We start from the raw sequence: 23,805 nt of genomic DNA, 5'->3' as shown, positions 1-23,805 counted from the left end.
CTATATAAATAGTCTTATCTTAATTCGGCTTTTTCAGGCTTTTATAAATAAGATCTACTGTTCTCTGACTACTCTTACCATCTTTTCCATCAAAGAAACGATCTCTAAACGGTGCGATCTTTTCCGATTCAAAATCACCTTTCTTTACAGCCTCGATCAATTCATCAAAATGATATACGATCTTGCCCGGAACAAATGTCTCAAACTCATAATAAAATCCTCTGGTTGCAATATACTGTTCAAGATCAAAACCATAAAACAGCATAGGAATTTCTAACAGAGAAGCTTCAAATACAACCGATGAATAGTCAGTTACTAAAAGATCTGTTACAAAAAGAAGATCATTTAATTCTGAATTCGTTGACAGATCAATAATATAATCCTGATATTTCGGATCGATCGTATTACGGTTGTGCACAAAAGGATGATGCTTCACGATGATCGCATACTCTTCTCCTAATGCCTCATACAACGCATTGACATCAAAAAGTTCTGTCGGATAATAACCGCTGTTCTTTCCATTACCACGAAATGTCGGCGCAAATAACAATATCTTTTTGTCTTTGAGTTTTGGATATTTCTCATAAAACTCTTTGGTAACTTTTTCTTTATACGCTTTATCAAAGAAAATGTCCGTACGTGGCACACCGGTTGCAACAACCTTTTCGATTGGAAGACCGAAACCTTCTGCATAAAACTTTCGGATCTCGTCAGAACTTACTGTCGCATAATCATAATTTCTATGATTCGGACTCTTTAAGTTCTGTCCTCCTTTCTTACCCATACGGCTGCATCCAAACGTTTTAAATGCACCACATGCATGCCACAACTGGATCAGAGTGTTGCCTTTTCTTCGTGGCAATTTAAATAAAAGCTCCATATAATCATCGACTAAAATTACTTTTGCATTGGCAAGATAATAGCCGATCGCAAGCATATTTTTAAAGCTCATATGACGCACATCACGATCATCCAATACAAAACGGATATCCAGATTTTTGTCATTCTTTAACAGCCTATAAACAAATTCAAAATTACCGCTTAAATCTGTTCGTCTGTTTGATAAAAAGACAATACGGTTATCTTTGATCTTACATCTTGCCGCAAAGCGGTTTACGACATGCATGATTGCTAACTTTGCCGGAAGGATACCAAGACGTATCTTACAAAAACGCACCATTCTGAAACGAAGATGCTTGATAAAATATTTTATTTTTTTTCTTGTGTTGATCTTTTCTTCTCTTGGCAGAATACCAATCACCGTCAACAGTCCATCTATTATAAAGACAGGAAGCAGACAGATAGAAATCAATAATAAGATCAGACGCCAGATCACGGCAACAACACCTTTGATCCTTTTGATCACCTTCTTTGCAATCGATGGCTTCTTTGCACTAAAGCGAGCACAAAGATCAATCTTTCCATTCTCACTTTCAAACAGAATATTATAATGACGGCTGGAGATTCCCTCCATTCCTTCAAACCCCTTACCGGTCAATTCTCCATATTGATTTTTTGCAACATCACCGAGTACAAACGGTACATTTTGATAGGTATCATCTCCATACATCACTTCGAATGTAACAGAAATCTTTTGACCTAAAGGCTCGTCAAAAAAAATATCATGTACTTCATAATGATACTGTGCATAGATCATGAAGTCACCATTTCGTTCCGTATACGACTGCACAGCCAATGGTACACGACGTGTCTGTGTTCCGCTGTCAAAGATCACAGTCACTTTTGGATTATGTACCCTGCTGTCATATTTTCCTTTTACAACGGCAGATATCCATAAAGTCCAGCCATCAAATTCAACCTGCTCCACTGTAAATTTTATATTCTGCATCCAATTTCACCTCATTATTTCGCAACTTGATAAGGCATTATATCATTCAATGCCACATTATATCATTTTACAATATTTCTTTTTTGATGTCTATACTTTTATTTTTGAAATCAGATCAGGCGTGTCAATGCCTCTTTCTTTCCCCAGATACAGCCCTCTACACATTGAAAATCATCAAAACCGCATCTTGCACAGGGACGATCCTGCTCTAATATACTTTCCAATCGCTTCTGATTGGCTTTTGAAAGGTTTTGCCGGTTTTTTTCAAACTTCTCGATCATATGCATCGTATCTAACATAATTTCAAGCTGCGCTCTGCCACACATTCTTTCTTTGCATTTGACAACAAAATCTTCAAAAAGTCCCTGCTCGGTAACTTCAACCAATGTTCCCTGCGGATAGACTTCTTTTATCAGTTCCATATCGGCAAGCCATTCTTTCTCAAGGCCGGTTCCTTTTAGGATCGGTGGTACAAAAAAACCATATTCGGATGCATCTTTTCCGCCAAAGTTGATCTTTACTCTGGTCGTCCTATGACGCTGCTCCTGTGCAACCTGTGCAAAACTTGCATAAAAGACAGATGTATAAACATCTCCGTAATATTCTGCATTCTTATCGTATTCTCCGGTTGCCTGTACCGGAAGGAAACGAAAATAATCATTTTTGATATCGTGAAAATTCGCTTTTCCTACAACACCAAGCATGGCTTCATATAAAGCACCCACTTCTTTACACAAACGCCGGTTAAAACCGCCTTCCATATGTTCTAACTTTGCTTCCATCTTCTTTGCAAAGTCCATTACATAGAAAATATTACGAAATGGCAAAGAATATACCATCGTTGTCTCACAAAAAACAGATATCATATAACGTGCATTTTCATATGCCAGTTTATCAATTTCTTTTTCTTTTAGGCGTTCTCCGTATTTATTTGTAATCTCGGTTACAAAAATATCATGCCACTTCTGATACAGGCGGCTCTCTTCTTTTGTCTCAGGATGCATCGTTGTATAACGGGCACTCTTTTCGGATGTATTGGAAATACCAATTGAATTCAAAAGCATCGCAATCATCTTCGGGCAGGTGATCTCCATATTGATCATGCCATGCTGAAAAACGGAATGATGTCCGTTCTTTGCAGTTCCTAAAGCTCTTTTCATGGCTTTTTCTTCCGGCTGGGTACGTATCGTTGCATATCCTTCTTTTGCATAACAGGTTCCTGCAAACTTGCCACTCATCAAAGTCTGTTCATCATTCAGCTGCTGTGCTGTCATGTTATTGATTTCTTTTGTTGCTGCTATTGTTTCTATTTTGATCATACAAATCCTCACTTCTTAATTTTTCTCAAGATTGTTCCATTATATCAAATTTTATCCCTAACAACAATCTCTTACTTGCTTTTCGCTGTAAATCATGTATAATTTTTATAATCTCTATCGTGTAATGGAAGTATGATAAGATACAAAAACGAATCAGAAAGGAACAACCTGCATTAATATATATGTAGGAAAGAAACAGGAAAAAATAATGAATACTATTGAAGAGATCCAAAAGTTAAAAAAGGAAAAAAATGCTGTTATTTTAGCACACTATTATGTAGACGGTGAAGTACAGGCAATTGCTGACTATGTGGGCGATTCTTATTATTTAAGCAAACTTGCTACAACGCTTTCTGAGGATACAATCATCTTTTGCGGTGTTAATTTCATGGGAGAAAGTGCAAAACTCCTTAATCCAAAGAAAAAAGTGATCATGGCAGATGAATATGCTGACTGTCCGATGGCACATATGGTTGATATTGATACCATTGAACAGGTTCGGCAGGAAAATCCCGATGTGTGTGTCGTCTGTTATGTCAACTCTACAGCACAGATCAAAGCACATAGTGACGTCTGTGTAACTTCCTCGAATGCTGTCCGTATTGTGAAAGCTCTTCCACAATCTAAGATCTTTTTTATTCCGGACAATAACCTTGGTCATTATGTTGCCTCGCAGCTTCCCGAAAAAACATTTATTTTCCATGATGGTTTCTGCCATGTACATAAAAGCATTCATTTAGAAAATGTGCTTGCTGCTAAAGAAGCACATCCGGAAGCACTTATATTAACACATCCGGAATGTACACAGGATGTATTAGAACATTCTGATTTTATCGGAAGTACTTCTGAAATCATTGATTTTGCGACAAAAGATTCTCATGATACCTACATCATCTGTACTGAAATGGGTATTTTTTACGAACTCGGTCAAAAGAACCCTGACAAGAAGTTTTACAGTGTCGGTCACAGACAGTTCTGTCCTAATATGAAGCGTATCAGCTTAGATAAAGTGCTTTTAGCACTTCGGAATCTTTCACCGGAAGTCTGTCTTGATCAGGATATCGCCGATCTTGCAAAACGTCCTTTAGAGCAGATGTTACATTATGCGAAATAAAATTTTTCTCTGTCACAAATATTGTAAACATAAAACCGGCTTTCCTATAGGGAATTATAATTCATAGATGGCCATCAAAAAAGAGGTATTACTGCTTATTGCAATAATGCCTCTTTTTCATTTCCATTTTCCATATACTGTACCGCTTTGCATATTCTGTTATATACAATCTGACATATTGTCTTCGAATTCAATTCCTTATATTCTTCATAATACATCGGTTTTAAATAGACAACTTTTGTTTCAATCTTTCTGAGAGACCAAAGATCAAATACCTTCCATGAATCAACTAATGCTACCGGTACGATTGGTGCTTTTGCTTTCATTGCACTTTTAAAGCAGCCGGGTTTGAATGCGTCTACCCGGTTTTGGTTACGATGCTCATATCCACCGGATGGAAAAATAATAAATTTTCTTCCCTGTTTTACTTCTTTGGCAATCTCATTAATAATCCCTGCAGCCTGCCGAAGATCATCTAACTTCAAACGTTTTCCCTGTACAAGATCAATAAACTGGCGAACAAGCGGTCCATGCGACCTTGCATCATCCATAACCACAGAACATGGTTTTTCATGAGAAAGCATAATGCCTAATGCATCATATTTCCCCTGATGATTAGCAAACATAACATATCCGTTCTCAGAATCAGGTATATTCTCTTTGCCATATGCTGTTGTATGAATTCTGCCTGTATGGTTCATCAGACGGATTACGTGTTGATCATATTCATATCGAAACTTTTCAGAATACTTTTCAGGATGTCTTGCATAATAGTCCATAACCGGGATCATCCATGCACGATATAAATTTCCTAAGATCACATAACCAAAACGTAACAATTTCTTCACCTTTTCTTTCTATATATTGCTCTTTGCATTTTTTAATTGAACGTATATTGCATTCTTTTCTTCTGTCGCACTCTTTTTGAATCGTACTTCTCCTATAATGCCGTTTAAGAAACGCCAATAAATATTCAAAGCCGAAAAAACTCAAAGAATACTCTATCATACAACATTCCTTTTTACAACCAAATCACATATTCTTTACGCTTTTTTTACATTCCGCTCCATACAGCACACACAAAACCATCTGCCATTTTCTTTTCTCTTTTACCAGGCCATTCTTTCGTTTGTATCAATCGTCAACCGGATTGTCTAACCAACCTGCCTTGTTATATCCCGGGTTTCCTTTACTTCCCTTTCAAAAAAAGCTATAATATGAGCAAAGAATTATATTGTAACAGAAAGGACAGACATGGAATGTCTGAATGAAATCTTATGGCATTTGATGGAATTGTAATTGCAAATCTCGCAAAAGAGTTAAATCATAAATTAGCAGACGGACGAATCACAAAAATCGCACAGACAGAATCTGACAAGCTGCTTTTAACGATCAAAAAGAGTATTTCCTCTCCTGAACAAAAGACGATCCGTACACAGAACCGTTTAGTTATCTCTGTCAATCCAAGCCTCCCGCTTTTGTATCTGACACAGGAAAATCAAAATGCTCCTTTACAGGCACCGACTTTTTGTATGGTACTTCGCAAACATTTGAATAATTGCAAGATCAACCTGATCGAACAGATCGGTTTAGAACGTGTCCTTTGTATGCATTTAGAGCATCTGAATGAAATGGGGGATTATTGCCGCAAAAAACTTTATATCGAATTAATGGGCAAACACAGCAATATTATTTTTTGCGATGAAAATGACCAGATCATCGACAGCATCAAACATATCTCTGCATTAGTCAGCTCAGTTCGTGAAGTACTTCCGGGACGACAGTATTTCATTCCAAATACATTAGATAAATATGATCCTTTGACGATTTCCGAAGACGACTTTTACGCAAAGGTTCTCTCCCGTCCTATGCCGCTTGACAAAGCAATCTATCGGACATTGACCGGATTTAGTTCTGTTATGGCAAATGAACTTTTATATCGTGCTTCTTTATCCGACTGTTCCAATGCTTCTGAGCTTTCCGACGATGCGAAAAAGCATCTATATCGAAACTTTTTAGAAATGATCGATCAGATCAAGACGGGTGATTTTTCGCCCAATATCATTTATAAAGAAGAAACACCGGTTGAGTTTGCGAGTCTGTCCCTGACAGAATATGCCTCTTCCGGGGAATATACGATTCATCCTTATCAAGAAGCCAGCCGGATGCTTTTTGATTATTATCATACAAAAGAAACTTTAGGACGTATCCACCAAAAGTCAGCCGATCTGCGTCGTATCACACATACTGCCCTAGAGCGCAGCCAGAAGAAATATGATTTGCAGCTAAAACAGCTTAACGATACGAAAAAGCGGGACAAATATAAAGTTTATGGAGAGCTTTTAACAACCTATGGCTATGAATTAAAAGGTGGAGAAAAAAGCCTGACCTGTGATAATTATTATACCAACGAACCGATTACGATTCCTTTGGACGAAAATAAAAGTGCTGTTGAAAATGCGAAACGCTATTTCGAAAAATACGCCAAATTAAAAAGAACATTTGAAGCTTTAACCGAACAGACTAAAGAAACAAAAGAAGAGATTGACCACTTAAACTCGATCAGCAATGCATTGGATATTGCACGAGAGGAAGAAGATCTTGCAGCGATACGAAAAGAGTTAAGCGATACCGGATATGTCCGTCATCATTTCCAAAAAGGAAAACAAAATACAAGAAAAGCACCAAAGAGCAAACCGCTCCATTATATCTCTTCCGATGGTTTTCATATGTATGTGGGCAAAAATAATTATCAAAATGACGAGTTGACTTTTAAGTTTGCAACCGGTAATGACTGGTGGTTTCACGCGAAAGCGGCTGCCGGCTCTCATGTCATTGTAAAAACAGAAGGCAATGAACTTCCTGACCGCACCTTTGAAGAAGCCGCACGCCTTGCAGCACATTATTCCAAAGCCAGAGAACAGGAAAAAGCCGAAATCGATTACGTGCAAAAAAAACATATTAAGAAGCCAAATGGTGCAAAACCGGGCTTTGTTGTATATTATACAAACTATTCAATGACGATTTCTACCGATATTACCGGAATTGAAGAAGCCGAATAAAAATGCAAAAAAGGCATTTTTATTGAAGATCCACTCTCCATGAGTAATCGTCTATACATCGAAAGAATTTCGACTGCAACAATAACACGATAACACCAATAGAAAAGAGGATGCATATGATCTTATCAGACAATCACGTACACACATTTTTTTCTGCTGACAGCGAAGCATCGATCGAATCCCACTTGCTAAAGGCAAAAGAAAAACATTTTACATCCATCTGTTTTACAGACCATATGGATTATGAGGTTTTTTTGCCGGAAAATAACGTTGAATTTACTTTTTTGCCAGATAATTATTTTGCAACATTAAGAAACTTACAAAAGCAATATAATGACCTTGAAATCCGGATTGGTGTCGAACTTGGCTTAAAAGATTCGATTTTTTCGAAAGCTCTTTCGCTTACCAAAGAATATCCTTTTGATTTTGTGATCGGATCAACGCATGTGATTGACGATTACGATCCTTATTATATGGACTATTGGGAAAACTTTGGAGAAAAAGAAGGAATACGTCATTATTACGAAACTACTTGCGAAAATGTTTTACGTGGTTATGATTTTGATGTATATGGTCATATCGACTATGTGATCCGCTATGCCCCTACATTAAAAAAAGCGAAAAAAGAAGGGAAAGATCTCGAGTCCCTGATCGAGCAGTTTATGACTGATAATATGGAATGTATCGAACAGATTTTAAAAGAACTGATCAAATGCGGTCATGGTATTGAAGCCAATTCAGGCGGCTATCTTGCCGGTCTTTCTCATCCCAATCCTCATGAAAAGATTCTTGCTTTGTATCATGACTTAGGCGGTGAGATTCTAACGATCGGTTCGGATGCCCACGATGCCATCAACTTAGGAAATGCTTTTGATAAGCTTCCGGCATTATTACAGCAATGTGGCTTTTCACACTATACGATCTTTAGAGACCGTTCTCCTGTCTTCCTGCCACTCTCATGATACATTCACTTGTTTTCCTTTGCAGAATACATAAGTAATGCAATTTTTAAGAACAACGTATGACAAGTAAGCAATACTTGGATCTTTGAGTTATCATTACTTACCTGCATTCACAATGCAAAAGATTCTACACTCTGCTTGTTACGCAATTACGAAAACTCTCTTAATTGTGCAACAAGCTCTTTTAAAGTTTCTACAAAATAAGTCATCTCTTCTAATGTATTTTCTACCCCCAGTGAAATACGGATCGTTCCTCTTGCATACTCTTCAGGGAGTCCGATTGCCTGTAATACATGGGAAATGCTTTTTTCAGAAGAAGTACATGCTGATCCGCCTGACACACAGATGCCTTCCATATCAAGAAAAAGAATCAGCGACTGGCTTTCAATCCCACGAAAACCAAACGAAACATTTGCATCCAAACGGTTCTCTAATGAACCATTTAAGACAACATCCGGTATCTCTTTTAAAATCCGATCGATCAGGTAATTTCTTAACGAAAGTAACTTTTCATGATTTTCTGACAGATTGTGCATTCCGATCGAAACTGCTTTCGCCATTCCAACGATCCCTGCTACATTTTCCGTACCGGCTCTTCTCTTTCTTTCCTGATTTCCTCCATGTAAAAGTGAAGGCAATGCGATGTTTTCTCTTACATATAAAAAACCGGTTCCTTTTGGTCCTTGAAACTTATGTGCACTTACACTTAAAAGATCGATTGACTGTTTTACGACATCGATCGGTTCATGAAGATACGCTTGCACTGCATCTGTATGAAACACAATATGTTTTTTCCTTGCAAATTCTCCGATACGTTCAACCGGCTGCAGTGTTCCAATTTCGTTATTTGCATACATGATACTGATCAATATCGTATCCGGCCGGATATTTCTTTCCACGTCTTCTACCGATACGCAGCCATCATGATCAACCGGAAGATATGTGATCTCATATCCCTTTTTTTCAAGATATTGGCAGGTTCGAAGGATTGCATGATGTTCGATCGTACTTGTAATGATATGCTTTCCCTGTTCTTTTTTTAATCTTGCCATTCCAACTAATGCCCAATTATCGGCTTCCGTACCGGAACCGGTAAAGAAAATTTCTTCCGGCTTCGCATGAATACTGTCTGCGATCACTTTCCTTGCACGTTCTAACATCAGACGGGAATCAGCTGCAAATTCATAACTTCCTGAAGGATTGGAATAGACATCCTGAAAAAAAGGCAGCATTTCTTTTATCACTTCAGGATGCGTCGCTGTTGTAGCGGCATGGTCCAGATATAACATCACAATCCCTCTCTTTCTGGTTTTTTGTACCATTATTTTATGCCTATATCATATTCTATGAATGCAAGGAATTTTTGTGTATGTAAAAGCAGGGATTTTTTATGTCCCAATTGCATAAAATGTTTTTTATAGAATGTTTAGGACGCAATCTGCTGTTCCGGAAATGGAGCTTTTTATGCGTTATCTGAAAAATCAAGTCATACAGGGAACTTTGATCTTAACGATTGCCGGGTTTATCACGCGACTGATCGGATTTGTCTATCGTGTCTATCTGTCTGATACGATCGGTTCCCGCCTGCTTGGTGTGTACCAGCTGATCTTCCCGGTTTATGGCATTTGCTTTACTATTTATGCTTCCGGTATCCAGACAGCTATTTCGCAAAAAATTGCTTCGATCACAGAAGATTCTGATGCATCTGTGATAAAACGTCATAAGAAAGAATTGTCTTATTTTAAAACAGGTCTTTTTGCCTCGCTTTTTCTCGCATTTGTTCTGTCTTTTTTCGTCTTTGGCTTTGCCGATCGGATTGCAAGCCATCTGTTACTCGAAAAAAGCTGTACGGTCTATTTAAAGATTCTTTGCACACTTTTTCCTTTTTGTGGAATTTCAGCTTGTATCAACGGATTTTTTTATGGAAAAAAAGAAGCAAAATACCCAGCTGTCTCACAGATTGTTGAACAGCTTTCCCGCGTTTTTATTGTGATATTACTTTGTACTTTTTTGCCATACTCTGCTTTGATCAACTCCTATTTTGCTGTATGCGGGCTGGTATTTGGCGAGATCATGGCTTCTGTCTACAACATGATCCGTTTTGGACTTGCGCAAAAAGAGTTTATAAAGTGCCATTCAGACAAAAATACACCATTTCATACTACCGTTTTTTCAAAATCCTCTTTTCCGGACACTACTCCTTTGGAAACTGAACCAAAAACAAAACAAAAACTTTCACGCTCCCTTTCTTTTCCTGCCAAAGCAACGTTAAAACAAAAACATACTATCAAAAACTCTTTGCTTTTTTTAGCTATTACTTTAACCGGAACAAAATTAATCCTATCTATCTTACATAGTGCAGAATCTGTATTCATTCCCGCCGCCTTACGGAAATACGGTTATTCTGCTGCCAATGCATTAAGTACCTATGGTATTTTATCCGGTGTCGCTTTGCCATTTATCCTCTTTCCCTCTGCGATCACAAACTCTTTTGCCGTCATGCTGCTTCCATCCATTGCACAGGCAGCAGCGCAAAAGAAAAGAGAAACGATTCAAAAATACGTTTCTCTCTCCGGAAAATACAGCCTATATCTTGGCTATTTTTTTACTTGTATTTTTCTGCTCTTTGGACAGGATTTTGGAACTTTACTGTTTCAAAGCAAAGAAGCCGGGCTGTATATCAGATGGCTTTCTTTTATCTGTCCTGCCCTATATCTGTCAACTACTTTTACAAGCATTATCAATGGACTTGGCTCTACACAGATCACCTTTTTTATTACGATCATCAGCCTGGGAATCAATATTGCAAGTCTTGTCTTTTTCGTACCGGTCTATGGCATGAAAGCCTACCTTGCAGGATCAATATTAAGTGATTATATCATGGTGTTATTCGAATATATCTATTTGCATTCATATATCCGGATCGATTTTTGTAAAACTTTTCTTTTGCCACTTCTTTTTTTGATTTTAAGCCTGCTTGTCTTTCCGTTTATCTCTTCCTTTTTACCGATAAATGTGTCACGGCTTCACCGGATTGCTATGCTCTTTTTCAAGCTGCTTCTTCTTGGGATCGGATATCTTGGCTTTTTAATCGGAAGCGGCTGTCTTGTGAGTGGCAAAAAATCGTCTTGTAAACGGGAAAAATTTGACACCTGATTTTTGGAATGCTATATCATTTTCAATAAATCGAATAGGAATTGAACGTACTCCACTAGGGGTGCGGGCGATCCCTATTCTTTTTAATTCCACAATGGTTTCATCTCTCTTTTAAATCTCCTTAAGTAAAAATGTTCCAGAACACCGATTTTATCGCATATTTCCAATATTTACTCCCACTCGTAAGGTGTATTCTGGTAGACATAATAATTGATCCAGTTGGAAAACAATGCATTTGCAGCTCCTCTCCAACGGAGCAGCGGTTTGGTGTTCGGATCATCATTGGTATAATAATTCTCAGGCAACGTGATCGGAATATGCTTTTTTAAATCTCTCTTATATTCTGAGTCTAATGTCAGGCGGTCATACTCCAGATGACCAAGCACAAAGATCTGTTTTCCGTCTTTTGAGATTACGATGCATTCGCCTAGCTTCTCATCATCTGCCAGCACAACAAGGTTTTCGTTATTGACGATCTCATCATGATCGCATACCGTATAGCGGGAATGTGGCGAATAAAATACATCATCAAAGCCGCGAAGCAATGGTTCTTTTCTGTGATGTACTTTAAACTCATAGACACCAAAAACTTTTTCTTTTAAAAGATGTTTATGTACTCCATAGTGATAATATAATCCTGCCTGAGCACCCCAGCAAATGTGCATGGTACTCGTCACATTTGTCTTTGACCAATCCATGATCTTTGTGAGTTCTTCCCAATATTGCACTTCTTCGTATTCCATCTGTTCAATTGGCGCACCGGTAATGATCAATCCGTCAAATTTACGGTTTTTTACTTCTTCAAATGTTTTATAGAATTCATTTAAATGGCTTGCCGGTGTATTTTTACCGATATAAGATGCCGTCGTTAAAAAAGTGATCTCAATCTGCAACGGAGAATTTGACAGGCTGCGAAGAAGCTGTACTTCTGTATCTTCTTTTAATGGCATCAGATTCAAAACAGCAATATACAATGGACGGATATCCTGCATAACAGCTCTGGACTCGTCCATCATAAAGATGTTCTCCTTTTCCATGATCTTCTTTGCCGGCAGATTATTTTTTACTTTAATTGGCATCGAATCGCCCCTTTCTACTTTTATCCTCTGATCAGATTAAGAAAGTGTCTCTTGCATTTAGCAAAAGAATCTTTCCTATTTACTCTCTTAGTCCTAAAAATTTATTGTACACCTTTTTATCATGAATATGAAGTCTTTCTGATAAAAAGAATGTTCTGTATGGTATTTTTCCTATATAAAATGGATTTCCACTGAAAAAATAAACGAATGGTATTTCGTCTCTATATATGAAAACTTTCTATTGAAAAGAATAACCTGTGTAGTATTTTCCATCGATATAATAGCTTCCCATTAAAAAGAATAGCCTGTGTAGTATTTTCCATCGATATAATAGCTTCCCATTAAAAAGAATAGCCTGTGTAGTATTTTCCATCGATATAATGGCTTCCCATTATAAAGAATAGCCAAGTGGTATTTTATCAATATATGAAAGCTTTCTATTAAAAAAATAATCTATACGATATTTCTCTTCTAAATAATATAAAGACTTTTCTAAAAAAGATGAACCTATTGGCTGTTATTCTATATCCAGTTGAAATTTTTCGATGAATTCTTCTTCCGTGATCACTTCTATTCCAAGTTCTTTTGCTTTTTTATTCTTGGATGACCGGCTTAGATTATCATTATTGATCAGATAGCTGGTCTTACCGGTTACGGATCCGGTCACTTTGCCTCCATGTTGTTCGATCAACTCTTTGACTTCCTTGCGGTTTGCAAAATGATTGACACTTCCGGTAATGACAAATTGCAAACCTTCCATATCCATCACCTGATTCGTCTGCTCTTCTTTTTCTAATGTAACAACTGTTAAAAGATCATCAATCATCTCTTTGTTTGCATCATTTTCAAAGAAGGCAACAAACGCCTGTGCGATCACTTCACCAACACCTTCGATCTCTACTAAATCTTCGACAGATGCCTGCCTAATCCGCTCAAAATCCTGTCCTAATGCTTTCACGATCATTTTTGCATTGGCAGGACCGATATTTGGCACTCCGAGACTGTATAGAAAACGCGCTGTTGTTGTATGCTTTGACTGTACAAGAGCCTGTAGCAGTTTCTGATAAGACTTTTCTCCAAAGCCTTCTAATGCAATGATCTCGTCTTTGTGTTCCTGAATTCGGAACAGGTCTCCAAGACGGTGCAACGCTCCGATCGCGATCAGCTTTTCAATCGTTGCTTCTGACATTCCATCAATATTCATTGCATCACGGCTGACAAAATGAGAAATGGACTTGATCTTTTTGGCAAGACAGTTTTTATTCTCACAAAAAAGCGACTCTACACCATTTTCTTTATGGATCGTTGTTTTTTCTTTACAGACCGGACAGACTTTGGCAATCGGAGGATTTCCCGATCTTGTCAGATTATTTGCTATCTGCGGAATGATCATATTTGCTTTATATACTTCTATCGTATCACCGATTCCCAGTTCTAACTGCTTTACAATGCTGACGTTATGCACACTTGCACGCGATACCGTCGTTCCTTCTAATTCTACCGGATCAAATATCGCAACCGGATTGATCAAACCGGTACGGGAAGCACTCCATTCGATCTCACGCAATGTCGTCTGTGCTAACTCATCTGCCCATTTAAAAGCGATCGCATTTCTTGGGAACTTTGCGGTACGTCCGAGACTTTCACCATAAGCGATATCATCATATAAAAGAACCAATCCATCTGATGGAAAATCATTCTTTTGAATATTTGCCGAAAACCATTCCACGGCTTTGGCAATATTTTGTGCTGTTACTTTTTTATATTCAACGACTTCGAAGCCCTGCTCTTGCATGAAAAGATATTTTTTCTCCTGCGAATTTGCAAAATCTTCTCCCTGTGCTTCTACCAGCGCAAACGCAAAGAAATATACATTTCTCTGTGCCGTGATCTCATTATTTAACTGGCGCACCGAACCGCTGCAAAGATTTCTCGGATTTTTATATTGTTCTTCCTGCGGCAGGCGATCATTGATCTTTTCAAATTCCGAATATGGAATAACTGCTTCTCCACGCAATACGACATGCTCTTTGCATGGAATCGTTAAAGGAATGTTTTTAAAAACTCTTGCATTATTTGTAATGACTTCTCCTACTTGTCCGTTTCCACGTGTAACTGCTTTGGCAAGTGTACCATTATCGTAAGTCAATACAACAGTAAGGCCGTCCATTTTCCACGAAAGCAAGCCTGTCTGGTCTGCAAGCCAGGCAGCCAGTGTATCAACCTCTTTTGTCTTATCTAGCGATAACATCGGACTTGGATGAACTTCTTTTGGCAATTCACTTAAAATCTCATATCCTACCCGCTGTGTCGGACTACCCGATAAGATCACTCCCGTCTCTTTTTCTAATGCACTCAGTTCATCATAAAGTGCATCATATTCATAATTGCTCATGATCTCATTATTCTTCTGATAATACATCTCGGATGCCAGATTTAACCGATCTACCAATTCTTTCATTCTTTTTTTGCTGTCTGTCTGTGCCATTTCTTTTCACCTTTCATTGCTTGCTCTTATGTCATGTTGTTTATGTATTCTGCTTTTCTTACATTCCTATGCTTTCTGATATTTTTTCTTCCGGTAATTTTGTATTTTAATGCTGTTTTGACGATTTTACAATTTCAACTCTTTTACCGTTTCAGCACATTTTGCATTTGCAAAACGTTTTATTTCAATATCTCTTTTTTTAATTCTGCAACTTCTTTTGCTGTCAAATGACGATACCTGCCTTTTTTTAAATTGCCAAGTGTAATATTCATCACCCTGTCTCTTCTAAGAAATGTAACACGATATCCGAAATATTCGCACATACGTCTGATCTGGCGATTTAACCCCTGTGTGATTATAATATGAAAACTCTTATCATCTTCCTGCCGGATCTTGCAAGGCTTTGTAACTGTATCAAGGATAGGCACGCCTTTTTGCATTCCTTTCAAAAAAGCATCATCTATTTTGTGATCGACACAGACGTAATACTCTTTTTCATGATCATACCGACTTCTTAAAATCTTTTCCATCACATCACCGCGATTTGTCATTAAAAGAAGTCCTTCGGAAGCCTGATCCAGTCGTCCTACCGGATAAATTCTTTTTGGATAGTTAATATAATCCACGACATTTAATACTTTTTCTCCATTTTCTTCTTTTGCTGTTGTACAGACAATTCCGCGCGGTTTATAAAAAGCAAGAAAGATCTCTTCCTCTTCTTTGGTTACTGCCTTACCATTTACTGCCACTTCCTGTCCTTCGAATACACGATCTCCTACTTTAGCAACTACACCATCGATGGTAATACATCCTTTTTCTAATAGTCTGTCTCCTTCTCTTCGCGAACATACTCCTGCTTCACTTAAAAATTTATTAATTCTTGTTCCTTCCATTGTAAACCTCGTTTCTTTTCACACATTTTATTCCATTCTGCACATAAATGTCTTGATACTCCAACCATACACCATGCATGCCATATAAGAAAAACCGAGATGATCTAAAAAACATTCTGCTTTGATACTATCAAACCATATATTTCTTGAAACCATCTCGTATTTCTTTGAAAATCATAAAATGTATCTGTTCATCTACATCTGATTGCAAGCTGTATTTTCTTTTTACTGTGCAGGCTGCGCCTGATTCGGATCTGTAGTAGCTGCTGCCTGATTTGGATCAACAGTAGGTGCTGCCTGATTTGGATCGGCTGCCTGCTGTTGCTGGGCCGCACTGCCTGCTTCATTACCGATATTCTCATTATTCTCTTCGTTCGAATCCTGATTGGCACTTTCTAACATCTGGTAGAAATCACGAACATCTGCATTCTTGCTTACGATATCTTCTAACTTCTTTTGTACCGAATCAATCTTCTTTTTAATCTCATCGCTGTTATCCAGTTTATCGATCGCACGCTGATCCTTGCTGTCAATCTTACTTAAATTGATCAGGAATTTTCCTTCCGGTGTTCCGGTTACGACCAAAGCCGTCAGAGAAGGAACAAGCGTATCAATATCATAAATCTTTGCTTCATAATATACATACACACGGAAAATACCATCGCTCAATCCATCATCACGGATCGTACATTCGATATTTTTATATTCTTCAATATATTCTGCTTCCGTAACGAGTCGCTTTTCATCTATTTTACCTGTATCACTGACGCACTCTTTCATCTCGTCCATCGAAACTTTCTGTTTCGCATCCAGATAATTCTTGATCAATGTGGTAATATCGGATTCAATCTCATCATCTGACAAAGCTGCTATCGCACTACCTGTCGCTGAGTTTGCCGCAGAGCCTCCACCAAATGAGAAATCAACCGATGGAGCAACCAAAGAGAAGGTTCCAAGACCGATCAACATGATCGCTAAAGAAAAAATAACAATAAGTTTTTTATATTTTAATCGCATTGTATGCGCACATCCTTTCAAAGTAAATCCAAACTATCCATAACAGATTTTTCTCTGTCTTTGCACCAAATCTAAAATAAATAAACTCCATTTACTTTAGCCCCTTTTCCAAACTTCGGGGATACAATGATATTGAAAGCACACCTGAAGGGACTCGAACCCCCGACACATGGTTCCGGAAACCACTGCTCTATCCACTGAGCTACAGGTGCGTACATCCGCCATATTTGCCATAAATCCGGTATTCACCTAGCTTGACGAACTTTTTCTTCTCCATAATCTACAAATAATTCATCCGATTTTTGTAAAAAAATCAGACTTTCAACGCTATTATTCCTTGCAATTATGGTAAAAATTATGGTAAAAAAACTTTTACCATAGTTTTGTGGTGATTTACCATAGTTACATCAATTCGTGTAACTGATAACAAACCATATGGGATTATACCACAAGAAAAATTCATGGTCAAGAATTTTCAGGCCTATAACCGACAAACCTCGGTAACATTCTTGTAATTTTTTCGTGTTAAGCTGTTCTAATCAAGTTCATTTAACGTCTTAAAATGATATTTTTTAGAATGCATCAGACGGATGATCTTAGGAAGTGCCTCGCAGTCTGCTTTTGATACAATATGAAGCAATGGAATAGCTCCTTTATGATAATAGGTTTTGAATTTATTTACAACATAATCAACCGATGGCTGGTTTTGCGGATCATAATCATAATATGCAATGCTCCATAAGATAGTCTTATATCCCATATCTTTGATCACTTTTAATGCTCTCAGGCTGTAAACGCCTTCCGGTGGACGAATAAATGCATCCATGTTATAACCTGTCAGTTTTTTCATTGTTTTGGCACAATCGTTAATCTCTTTTCTGATCTTTGCAACATTACACTTTGAAAGCTGAGGATGGGTGCAGGTATGATTTCCTACTAAATGGCCTTCTTTTTTCATTTTCTTAACCAGCTTTGGATTTTCCTCAATAAATGGCTTTGTCACAAAGAAAATAGCTTTGAGATTTTCTTTTTTCAATGTTTTTAAGATTTTCCTTGTATAACCGCCTTCATAGCCACAGTCAAATGTCAGATACATTACTTTTTCTTTCGTATTTCCTACATAGTATGCCTGATATTTTTTTAAAGATATCCCCTTTGGCACATTTCCGCCCGGTGTTGTATGGTCTGCATGCATAGACACACCCCAGCCGATACTGGTATTCGAATATTTCTTATAGTTTGTCTTTTTGGTCATTTTTCCTGCCTGTGTTGCAGGCAACACAGTTGCATCCGGTGTCGGCACAGCATCTTTATTATTAACATCTGCTTTCTCTTTTATCGCATGTTTCTTATCACTTTTTGGATTCTCTTTTTCATTTGCTGACTGTTTGCTTTCCACTGTAACTGCCTGTGTTGCTTTTTGATCAATCGAACTTTTGTTTTTCTGTCCTACTGTTGTAACCGCAGCAAATAAAGTAAGACCGGCCTGTACGCCCACCAGTCCGATCATACATTTGCGTAATACATTTTCTTTTCTCATAATTCTCGTATAATCCAATCATCCTCTTTTGAAGATAGTGGATGATTCTCCTTTCTCCTAATATCCTTTTTAGGCGTTTGCGAAACGCCACAAGCCGCATGAATACGGCATTTTTTGTTGCTAAAATCAAAAGTCTCCTCACGTTTTGTGATATCATGGAGTTGTTCAGAAACCATAAACCACGCCCCGAAAGGAGACATGTCTATGATGCCACAAAAAACAACTCTCTTTGGCAGATATTTTTGAAGATTGTAAAAATATTTATGATTCTGACAAACCTCAATTCCTTACTCTGCTCAAAAATCACATTGACCTTGATGAAATTATTCCGGTTTCTTTTTATCATCACTACTATGCATCCACAGGCAGAAACCGTAAATATCCTTTGACTGCTATGCTTTGGGCTTTGATTATTCAACGCCTCTTTTCGATTCCAATAGATTCTCTTTTGCTGATCTTTCTCCATTATTCCAGACATCTCAGAGAATTCAGGATTCTCTATGTTGTATTCCTTTTTTATAAAATAATCCACAACCATCACTAAATGTATTCTTATATACGATAACATGCAATATATTCGCTTGGCGACATCCCCTTTCTCTTTTTAAAAATACGCCAGAAATAATTTGCATTGTCATATCCGCAAAGCCTTGCGACCTCAGATATCTGATACTTACTTTTCTTTAGCAGATAGCAGGCTTTTTCTATCCGCAATGTCATCATATAATCACTTGGTGTATCATGATATGTTTCTTTGAAGATTCTCGTAAAGTGCCTTGCCGAATATCCTGCTGATGCAGCCAGCGATTCAACACTTAAATTCTCATTAAAATGCTGTTCCATATAAACGATCGTATTAGCAAGCGGCATGATCTTGTCTGACTGCTCTTTTTGAGATGAATCATATAAACGCGACAAAAAAGTGGCAACATACAAAAACTGTACCTGTAGCATTGTCATTTTTCCCTGCCTGTCCTGTTGGTATTCTTCTAACATTTCATCTAAATGATATTTTAATTCTAAAAATTCTTTTTCATTTAAAAGCAGACGGCTTGTAAAATGCTCTTTTTGCACATGATAGGGTTCTAACAGAAAAAGTGCATGAAAACCGGCACATTGCGTAATGTCATATCTTCCCTGAAATATTTTTTTCATAGAGAACATAATATTGCAAAGTCTTAATTCCTTCGCATCATAAAAACTATGCGATGTATTTTCATTGATAACAAATACATCACCTTTTTTGATATAAAAAGATTCTTCACCGACACGATGCATAGCATGCCCCTCTAAAATGATCACTAACTCCGAGAAGTCTTCATGCATATGTGTCACAAAATCATCATTATGATACCCATATTGTACAAAAATAGGAAAATCTTCCTCATTTGTAAATTCACGCAATCTGTAAATCCGCATACCTTTTTGTTTCTCCTTTTTACAAATCCAGCTTTCATTATAAAGGTTTGCTGACTTTTCGACAAGTGATTTTATTGTTTCCACGAAACCTTTTGATGTTGTCAGACAAAATCGACATACTTCTTGTCTCACAACAACCAATAAAAATCTCTCCAGAAGCTGCTTCTTCTTTATTCTCCTTAGGGCACTGTGGCTGTCTGAAGTCTCACATTCACATGATGCTTCACTTCATGAAGTTTAGACAATAAGCACACAGTCTCATTTTGTGTATCGTTGTCCAAACTTAGTGTAAACTCTTTTTCTATAATCGGCAATTTAAATTCTATGAATTTCTGCCACTGACCATTCTCTTTGCGTTCTTCATAAATCTGTTTTTCTTTGCTGATAATGTTTATCCTCATAATCAAGAGAATAAATATCTGACAAGATTGTCTCTTTATTATAATATAGCTGTCTTGATACTCCATCTTTTCCTGACTTAATCTCCTCCATCATATGATTAAATGAAACTCTTCCCTCTATTGATTTGCCGGATTTTCCAGCATCCTCATACTCACCGGCAATTTCATATTCATTATAGTCGCAGAACGCTTTCATTTTTGTTTTCTGTGCGTCCAGAGAATAGCCATCTATCTGCGTGGTTGTGGAAACACGGGTGTATAAATATACTTTGATTTTTTCATTCTTCGATTTATATATCACCTTCAGGAAGTGCTGAAACCGCTGATAAATTGATACTAGCTAATGTATCCATCTGCCTGATTGCCAAATTTCTAAGCAATATAAGTCTTTCTGATTGAGGTTTTCCCTGCTCAATTAAAATAGTATTATAACTTTCCATATTTGCCAATACCAATAACTGATTTAAATTTGCATCATCACGCACATTTCCCTTTTTATCCGGATTATTATTTTTCCATTGCTTTGCAGTCTGACCAAATCAAGCAACATTTAAAAGATCTGCTTCACTGGCATATGTATAAGCAATCTGTTCTGATGTTAGCTCTGGTGGAATCAGATTTTCCTTCACCGCATCCGTGTGAATACGGTAGTTCACCTTTGATAAAGCCCTGTTCAAGTTCCAGTCCAATGAAAGTCGACTATTTTCATCTTGTTTTAACCTGTGGTAATCTTTCATAATATACAGTTGAAATTCCGGAGAAATCCATGTAACAAATGCCATTGCAATATCGCTATGTGCATAAGTTCCTCCACCATATCTGCCTGCTTTTGACACTATTCCAATAGCATTGATCTGTTCAATCCATTTGGTTGGCGTCATAACAAACCTGTTTAATCCTGCCTCACTTCTAACCGCCTCGAATTGCACACGGTTAAAATCTGGATTATGAAGTTCTTCCCAAACAGCCAAAAACTCAACTGTATTTCTGTTTCGCATCCAGTTCTGAATGACAAATCTGGGATCATTATCATTTCTATATTTTGCAATATCTGTCAACGAAATATATTCATTTTCAAAATCTTTCGTGTAAATCCCAATATCAATTCCTTTTGCGTGAATAATTTCCCTAACTATTTTATTTGCCATCTCTATTCCTCCTCCACGTTCTCCATCTGTTCCAACTTCTGCAAGACTTTCATATACGCCATGAGTCTTTTATACTGCTCATCTCCAAGGCTGTGAATCTGCTTTAAAATCTTAATATCCGACCTGGTTACTTCATAATTCGCATCTTCATCTTTATATTCCGGATCAATTCCTTTTCCTGTCAAAAGCTGTTCGGGAGTAATCTCCAATGCATCACATATAGACAACAGACTGTCCGCTTTGGGATTTGTCTTTTTCTTCTTCCAGTCACTAATGTTACTTGTTGCAATCCCGGTCCTTTTTGAAAGTTCCAACTGGGTCATGTTCTTCTTTTCCATCATATAAAAAATTCTTTCCCTATGAAGACAAAAATACTGTGAGACCTCCACGCTTAAGGTGCACGCTCTTTCTCTCCATATATCCGCCACATTTACTCTGCTGCTACAAAAGTGATAATTATTAGACTTCGTTGCTTTGTGCCAACTTATCTCTCGCAACCTAGCCTTATATGTGATTTCTGTTCGTCGGACCAGAGATTTGCTTACAGCTTCCTTCAGATTCTACCTCACGATAGACACCCTTGCTGTCCTTCTTTAAAACTCTTGCTAAAGCTTTTACCACAGCCGATTTATCATCAATATATTCCAGCACATTGTGACAAATAATCATGTCAAAAGTCTCATTCTTAAATGCAGACAAAGCATTAACATCACCGACAATCTGAGTGTATTCATAATCTTTCCATGCATTAGAAAGCATTTTCTTGGATGGCTCTATAGCAGTAACATCATTTTTTCAGCGAAATGATTCGCCATAATCCCTTCTCCACTACCAAAATCAAGAATCTTCTTTCCTTCCATGTCTCCAAGTTGCTTCCATACAATTTTCTTAAATAGTCTCTCCCATGCGGGAAGATCTGTAATATCATGCATCTTTCTCTATCCTTTTTCTCTTCATTTTACCAAAACTCCACAGAAGAACTGCTCCTGAAATGCAATCTGCGCATAAATTTCATTATCCGTAGGAATCTCTACATCTTCAAGAACTATGCCTTCATCATCACATGGAACTACAATCCATTTTGTTTCATTATCATCGTATCGATGATAAACAGCAATAACTTTACCCGTAAATTCCTGTTCAGCAGATTTTACCCCCAAAAGATAAATGTCCTGTTCCGCTCCATCTCCTCCTAATAACCCGGAAACATACCCATAATTGACCGGATAATACAAATCCTTATGGCGTGGATGGAAACTACCCATAGGGCGGTCAATTTTTCCTTTTACAACCTGACCAATAATACTCCTATATCTATCAGCAGGTATAGGATTTGCTTCAAATCCAAACAACTCCCCCATATTTAGGCAACAATCGCCTTTATCATACATTTCCTTAATCTCATCAATAGTAAGCCACTTTGTCTGTACAACTTCCTTGGTTGTTGCTCTTATTAAATCCGGTTCTTCAATTGTTTCAAAGTAAAAGGAATCTCTTATCCAATTATGACGCTTACCATCATAAGCGGTCGCAACCTTCGTAGCTAATATACAGGCATCTTGCGCTTTTAAGGAAATGCCTACTTCTTCATAAACTTCTCTAAGTGCAGCATCTAAGCTTGTGTCACCGGATATCGCATGTCCTGCCACAGTTTCCCATTTTAAAGGATCCGTGTCTTTGTCAGCTGAGCGCTGCGATACCAAGTATTTTCCAGTCCTGGCATTCTTAATCCAGACCATGACCCACATGTGAAATTCATCTTCCTCCAGGGTTCCCTGTTCTCCTCGAAGGCAAGTTTTCCCAGTCCGTCTTCTATCTTTTGTGTATACATCCCATACTTCTCTCATACGTCACACCGCTCCCCATCTATCATTTATAATAGTTAAATCATCCTAAATGCTTTTAACGCCTTTACAATCGCATCCTCTTTTTCCTTTGGACACTGTGGTTGTCTGGAATCCTCCGACTTAGGCAGATTAAAGTTCTCTCCAACTTCAATTCCACACTTTCTCTTCACCTGCGCAATGTATAAATTACTTACTTTCATTCCATCATTATGTTCAGCAACATATTTCTTTATCTCCTCATAAGTCGCCTTACTCTCCGCAGCTGCCAAACGGAATTTTTTCGGGTGGTTGTCACCCTACCCGATTTTCCTTTCTTTTAATTTTACGAGACTTTCGCCTCTTTTTTGTTTCTGCTTCTTGTCTTGGATTTAGCCATTCTTCTTCTAAAAAACTCCAGGCTCTGGTTCCTTTTGCCCATCTTTCCGGATGTCTTTCTTTCGCTTTTTCGTAAACCTCTTTTCGCTTCCTTAAAACTTCCTGATCCAATCCCATATGTCTCTGTGATGGTGTC

18 protein-coding genes, 1 tRNA gene and 5 pseudogenes are annotated in these 23,805 nt (G+C 37.7%); 5 read left to right on the top strand and 19 right to left on the bottom strand.

Translation table 11 applies throughout. The annotated features are described in order from the left end of the window. Positions 1-19: 19 nt before the first annotated feature. Together H8700_RS04945 and H8700_RS04940 are read right to left on the bottom strand one after the other, a co-directional pair. Positions 20-1,849 carry a CDP-glycerol glycerophosphotransferase family protein gene (locus tag H8700_RS04945; RefSeq protein ID WP_249303962.1) on the bottom strand — a complete coding sequence of 610 codons (1,830 nt, stop codon included), beginning with the start codon at positions 1,847-1,849 and terminating at the stop codon, positions 20-22. A 110-nt stretch (positions 1,850-1,959) separates the two neighbouring features. Then, positions 1,960-3,168: an FAD-dependent thymidylate synthase gene (locus H8700_RS04940; protein ID WP_249303959.1), complete on the bottom strand. Its 1,209-nt coding sequence runs from the start codon at positions 3,166-3,168 to the stop codon at positions 1,960-1,962. A gap of 208 nt (positions 3,169-3,376) precedes the next feature. On the opposite strand from H8700_RS04940, the gene nadA reads away from it, so the two are divergent. Further along, a complete protein-coding gene (gene nadA / locus H8700_RS04935; protein WP_022140906.1) occupies positions 3,377-4,282 on the top strand; it encodes a quinolinate synthase NadA in 906 nt (301 codons plus the stop codon). A 95-nt stretch (positions 4,283-4,377) separates the two neighbouring features. On the opposite strand, the gene H8700_RS04930 is transcribed toward nadA, so the two are convergent. Beyond that, entirely contained in the window at positions 4,378-5,130 is a 753-nt protein-coding gene (locus H8700_RS04930; protein WP_249303950.1) for a lysophospholipid acyltransferase family protein, read from the bottom strand. Between the two features lie 429 nt (positions 5,131-5,559). On the opposite strand from H8700_RS04930, the gene H8700_RS04925 reads away from it, so the two are divergent. Further along, a complete protein-coding gene (locus H8700_RS04925) occupies positions 5,560-7,344 on the top strand; it encodes an Rqc2 family fibronectin-binding protein (protein ID WP_249303949.1) in 1,785 nt (594 codons plus the stop codon). 116 nt (positions 7,345-7,460) lie between these two features. Then, a complete protein-coding gene (locus H8700_RS04920) occupies positions 7,461-8,306 on the top strand; it encodes a histidinol-phosphatase HisJ family protein (RefSeq protein ID WP_249303947.1) in 846 nt (281 codons plus the stop codon). Between the two features lie 149 nt (positions 8,307-8,455). Here the strand turns inward: H8700_RS04920 and H8700_RS04915 are convergent, their stop codons facing one another. Next, a complete protein-coding gene (locus H8700_RS04915) occupies positions 8,456-9,595 on the bottom strand; it encodes a cysteine desulfurase family protein (protein ID WP_249303945.1) in 1,140 nt (379 codons plus the stop codon). A gap of 175 nt (positions 9,596-9,770) precedes the next feature. On the opposite strand from H8700_RS04915, the gene H8700_RS04910 reads away from it, so the two are divergent. Beyond that, positions 9,771-11,462 carry a polysaccharide biosynthesis protein gene (locus H8700_RS04910; protein WP_249303943.1) on the top strand — a complete coding sequence of 564 codons (1,692 nt, stop codon included), beginning with the start codon at positions 9,771-9,773 and terminating at the stop codon, positions 11,460-11,462. A 170-nt stretch (positions 11,463-11,632) separates the two neighbouring features. On the opposite strand, the gene metA is transcribed toward H8700_RS04910, so the two are convergent. The 6 genes from metA to H8700_RS04880 form a co-directional block, all read right to left on the bottom strand. Continuing rightward, positions 11,633-12,541, bottom strand: coding sequence for a homoserine O-acetyltransferase MetA (gene metA, locus H8700_RS04905; RefSeq protein WP_022140480.1), 909 nt, complete (start codon positions 12,539-12,541; stop codon positions 11,633-11,635). Positions 12,542-13,058: 517 nt separating this feature from the next. Next, entirely contained in the window at positions 13,059-15,029 is a 1,971-nt protein-coding gene (gene ligA, locus H8700_RS04900; protein ID WP_249303941.1) for an NAD-dependent DNA ligase LigA, read from the bottom strand. Between the two features lie 179 nt (positions 15,030-15,208). Beyond that, complete coding sequence (locus H8700_RS04895) at positions 15,209-15,922, bottom strand: pseudouridine synthase (RefSeq protein WP_249303939.1); 714 nt, start codon at positions 15,920-15,922, stop codon at positions 15,209-15,211. A 225-nt stretch (positions 15,923-16,147) separates the two neighbouring features. Continuing rightward, positions 16,148-16,939: a hypothetical protein gene (locus H8700_RS04890; RefSeq protein WP_249303937.1), complete on the bottom strand. Its 792-nt coding sequence runs from the start codon at positions 16,937-16,939 to the stop codon at positions 16,148-16,150. A gap of 139 nt (positions 16,940-17,078) precedes the next feature. Next, positions 17,079-17,151, bottom strand: a tRNA-Arg gene (locus H8700_RS04885). Between the two features lie 323 nt (positions 17,152-17,474). Beyond that, a complete protein-coding gene (locus tag H8700_RS04880) occupies positions 17,475-18,497 on the bottom strand; it encodes a polysaccharide deacetylase family protein (protein WP_249303934.1) in 1,023 nt (340 codons plus the stop codon). A gap of 211 nt (positions 18,498-18,708) precedes the next feature. Here H8700_RS04880 and H8700_RS04875 point away from each other — a divergent pair. Continuing rightward, positions 18,709-18,969: pseudogene (locus H8700_RS04875) on the top strand (transposase); the annotation flags it as partial. Positions 18,970-19,031: 62 nt separating this feature from the next. Here the strand turns inward: H8700_RS04875 and H8700_RS04870 are convergent. The 9 genes and pseudogenes from H8700_RS04870 to H8700_RS04830 all read right to left on the bottom strand — a co-directional run. After that, the gene (locus H8700_RS04870; protein ID WP_249303931.1) at positions 19,032-19,898 is read right to left on the bottom strand and encodes an AraC family transcriptional regulator; all 867 of its coding nucleotides are present in this window, start codon (positions 19,896-19,898) and stop codon (positions 19,032-19,034) included. A 441-nt stretch (positions 19,899-20,339) separates the two neighbouring features. Continuing rightward, positions 20,340-20,600, bottom strand: a pseudogene (locus tag H8700_RS04865) (recombinase family protein); the annotation flags it as partial. Then, a pseudogene (locus tag H8700_RS04860) lies at positions 20,590-21,447 on the bottom strand (KilA-N domain-containing protein). The pseudogenes H8700_RS04865 and H8700_RS04860, both read right to left, overlap by 11 nt. Before the next feature lie 2 nt (positions 21,448-21,449). Then, positions 21,450-21,788, bottom strand: coding sequence for a helix-turn-helix domain-containing protein (locus H8700_RS04855; protein WP_249303926.1), 339 nt, complete (start codon positions 21,786-21,788; stop codon positions 21,450-21,452). A gap of 163 nt (positions 21,789-21,951) precedes the next feature. Next, positions 21,952-22,206, bottom strand: coding sequence for a methyltransferase domain-containing protein (locus H8700_RS04850; protein WP_249303924.1), 255 nt, complete (start codon positions 22,204-22,206; stop codon positions 21,952-21,954). A 14-nt stretch (positions 22,207-22,220) separates the two neighbouring features. After that, complete coding sequence (locus H8700_RS04845) at positions 22,221-22,379, bottom strand: class I SAM-dependent methyltransferase (RefSeq protein WP_249303917.1); 159 nt, start codon at positions 22,377-22,379, stop codon at positions 22,221-22,223. A gap of 21 nt (positions 22,380-22,400) precedes the next feature. Next, a complete protein-coding gene (locus tag H8700_RS04840; RefSeq protein WP_249303915.1) occupies positions 22,401-23,294 on the bottom strand; it encodes an NUDIX domain-containing protein in 894 nt (297 codons plus the stop codon). Positions 23,295-23,329: 35 nt separating this feature from the next. Next, positions 23,330-23,557 (bottom strand): annotated as a pseudogene (locus tag H8700_RS04835) (tRNA (uracil-5-)-methyltransferase); the annotation flags it as partial. Positions 23,558-23,585: 28 nt separating this feature from the next. Then, positions 23,586-23,805, bottom strand: a pseudogene (locus H8700_RS04830) (hypothetical protein); the annotation flags it as partial.

Source organism: Jutongia hominis (assembly GCF_014384965.1).
In the GTDB taxonomy this organism is placed as follows: Bacteria; Bacillota; Clostridia; order Lachnospirales; family Lachnospiraceae; genus Butyribacter; species Butyribacter hominis.
Note: the sequence above shows the minus strand (reverse complement) of the source record. Positions and strands in the feature narration are given on the sequence as shown.

Coding starts and splice junctions, on each gene's coding strand:
- H8700_RS04945 (WP_249303962.1), bottom strand. CDS start 1,849: ATGCAGAATATAAAATTTACAGTGGAGCAGGTTGAATTTGATGGCTGG.
- H8700_RS04940 (WP_249303959.1), bottom strand. CDS start 3,168: ATGATCAAAATAGAAACAATAGCAGCAACAAAAGAAATCAATAACATG.
- nadA (WP_022140906.1), top strand. CDS start 3,377: ATGAATACTATTGAAGAGATCCAAAAGTTAAAAAAGGAAAAAAATGCT.
- H8700_RS04925 (WP_249303949.1), top strand. CDS start 5,560: ATGGCATTTGATGGAATTGTAATTGCAAATCTCGCAAAAGAGTTAAAT.
- H8700_RS04920 (WP_249303947.1), top strand. CDS start 7,461: ATGATCTTATCAGACAATCACGTACACACATTTTTTTCTGCTGACAGC.
- H8700_RS04915 (WP_249303945.1), bottom strand. CDS start 9,595: ATGTTATATCTGGACCATGCCGCTACAACAGCGACGCATCCTGAAGTG.
- H8700_RS04910 (WP_249303943.1), top strand. CDS start 9,771: ATGCGTTATCTGAAAAATCAAGTCATACAGGGAACTTTGATCTTAACG.
- metA (WP_022140480.1), bottom strand. CDS start 12,541: ATGCCAATTAAAGTAAAAAATAATCTGCCGGCAAAGAAGATCATGGAA.
- ligA (WP_249303941.1), bottom strand. CDS start 15,029: ATGGCACAGACAGACAGCAAAAAAAGAATGAAAGAATTGGTAGATCGG.
- H8700_RS04895 (WP_249303939.1), bottom strand. CDS start 15,922: ATGGAAGGAACAAGAATTAATAAATTTTTAAGTGAAGCAGGAGTATGT.
- H8700_RS04890 (WP_249303937.1), bottom strand. CDS start 16,939: ATGCGATTAAAATATAAAAAACTTATTGTTATTTTTTCTTTAGCGATC.
- H8700_RS04870 (WP_249303931.1), bottom strand. CDS start 19,898: ATGCGGATTTACAGATTGCGTGAATTTACAAATGAGGAAGATTTTCCT.
- H8700_RS04855 (WP_249303926.1), bottom strand. CDS start 21,788: ATGATGGAAAAGAAGAACATGACCCAGTTGGAACTTTCAAAAAGGACC.
- H8700_RS04850 (WP_249303924.1), bottom strand. CDS start 22,206: ATGCTTTCTAATGCATGGAAAGATTATGAATACACTCAGATTGTCGGT.
- H8700_RS04845 (WP_249303917.1), bottom strand. CDS start 22,379: ATGCATGATATTACAGATCTTCCCGCATGGGAGAGACTATTTAAGAAA.
- H8700_RS04840 (WP_249303915.1), bottom strand. CDS start 23,294: ATGAGAGAAGTATGGGATGTATACACAAAAGATAGAAGACGGACTGGG.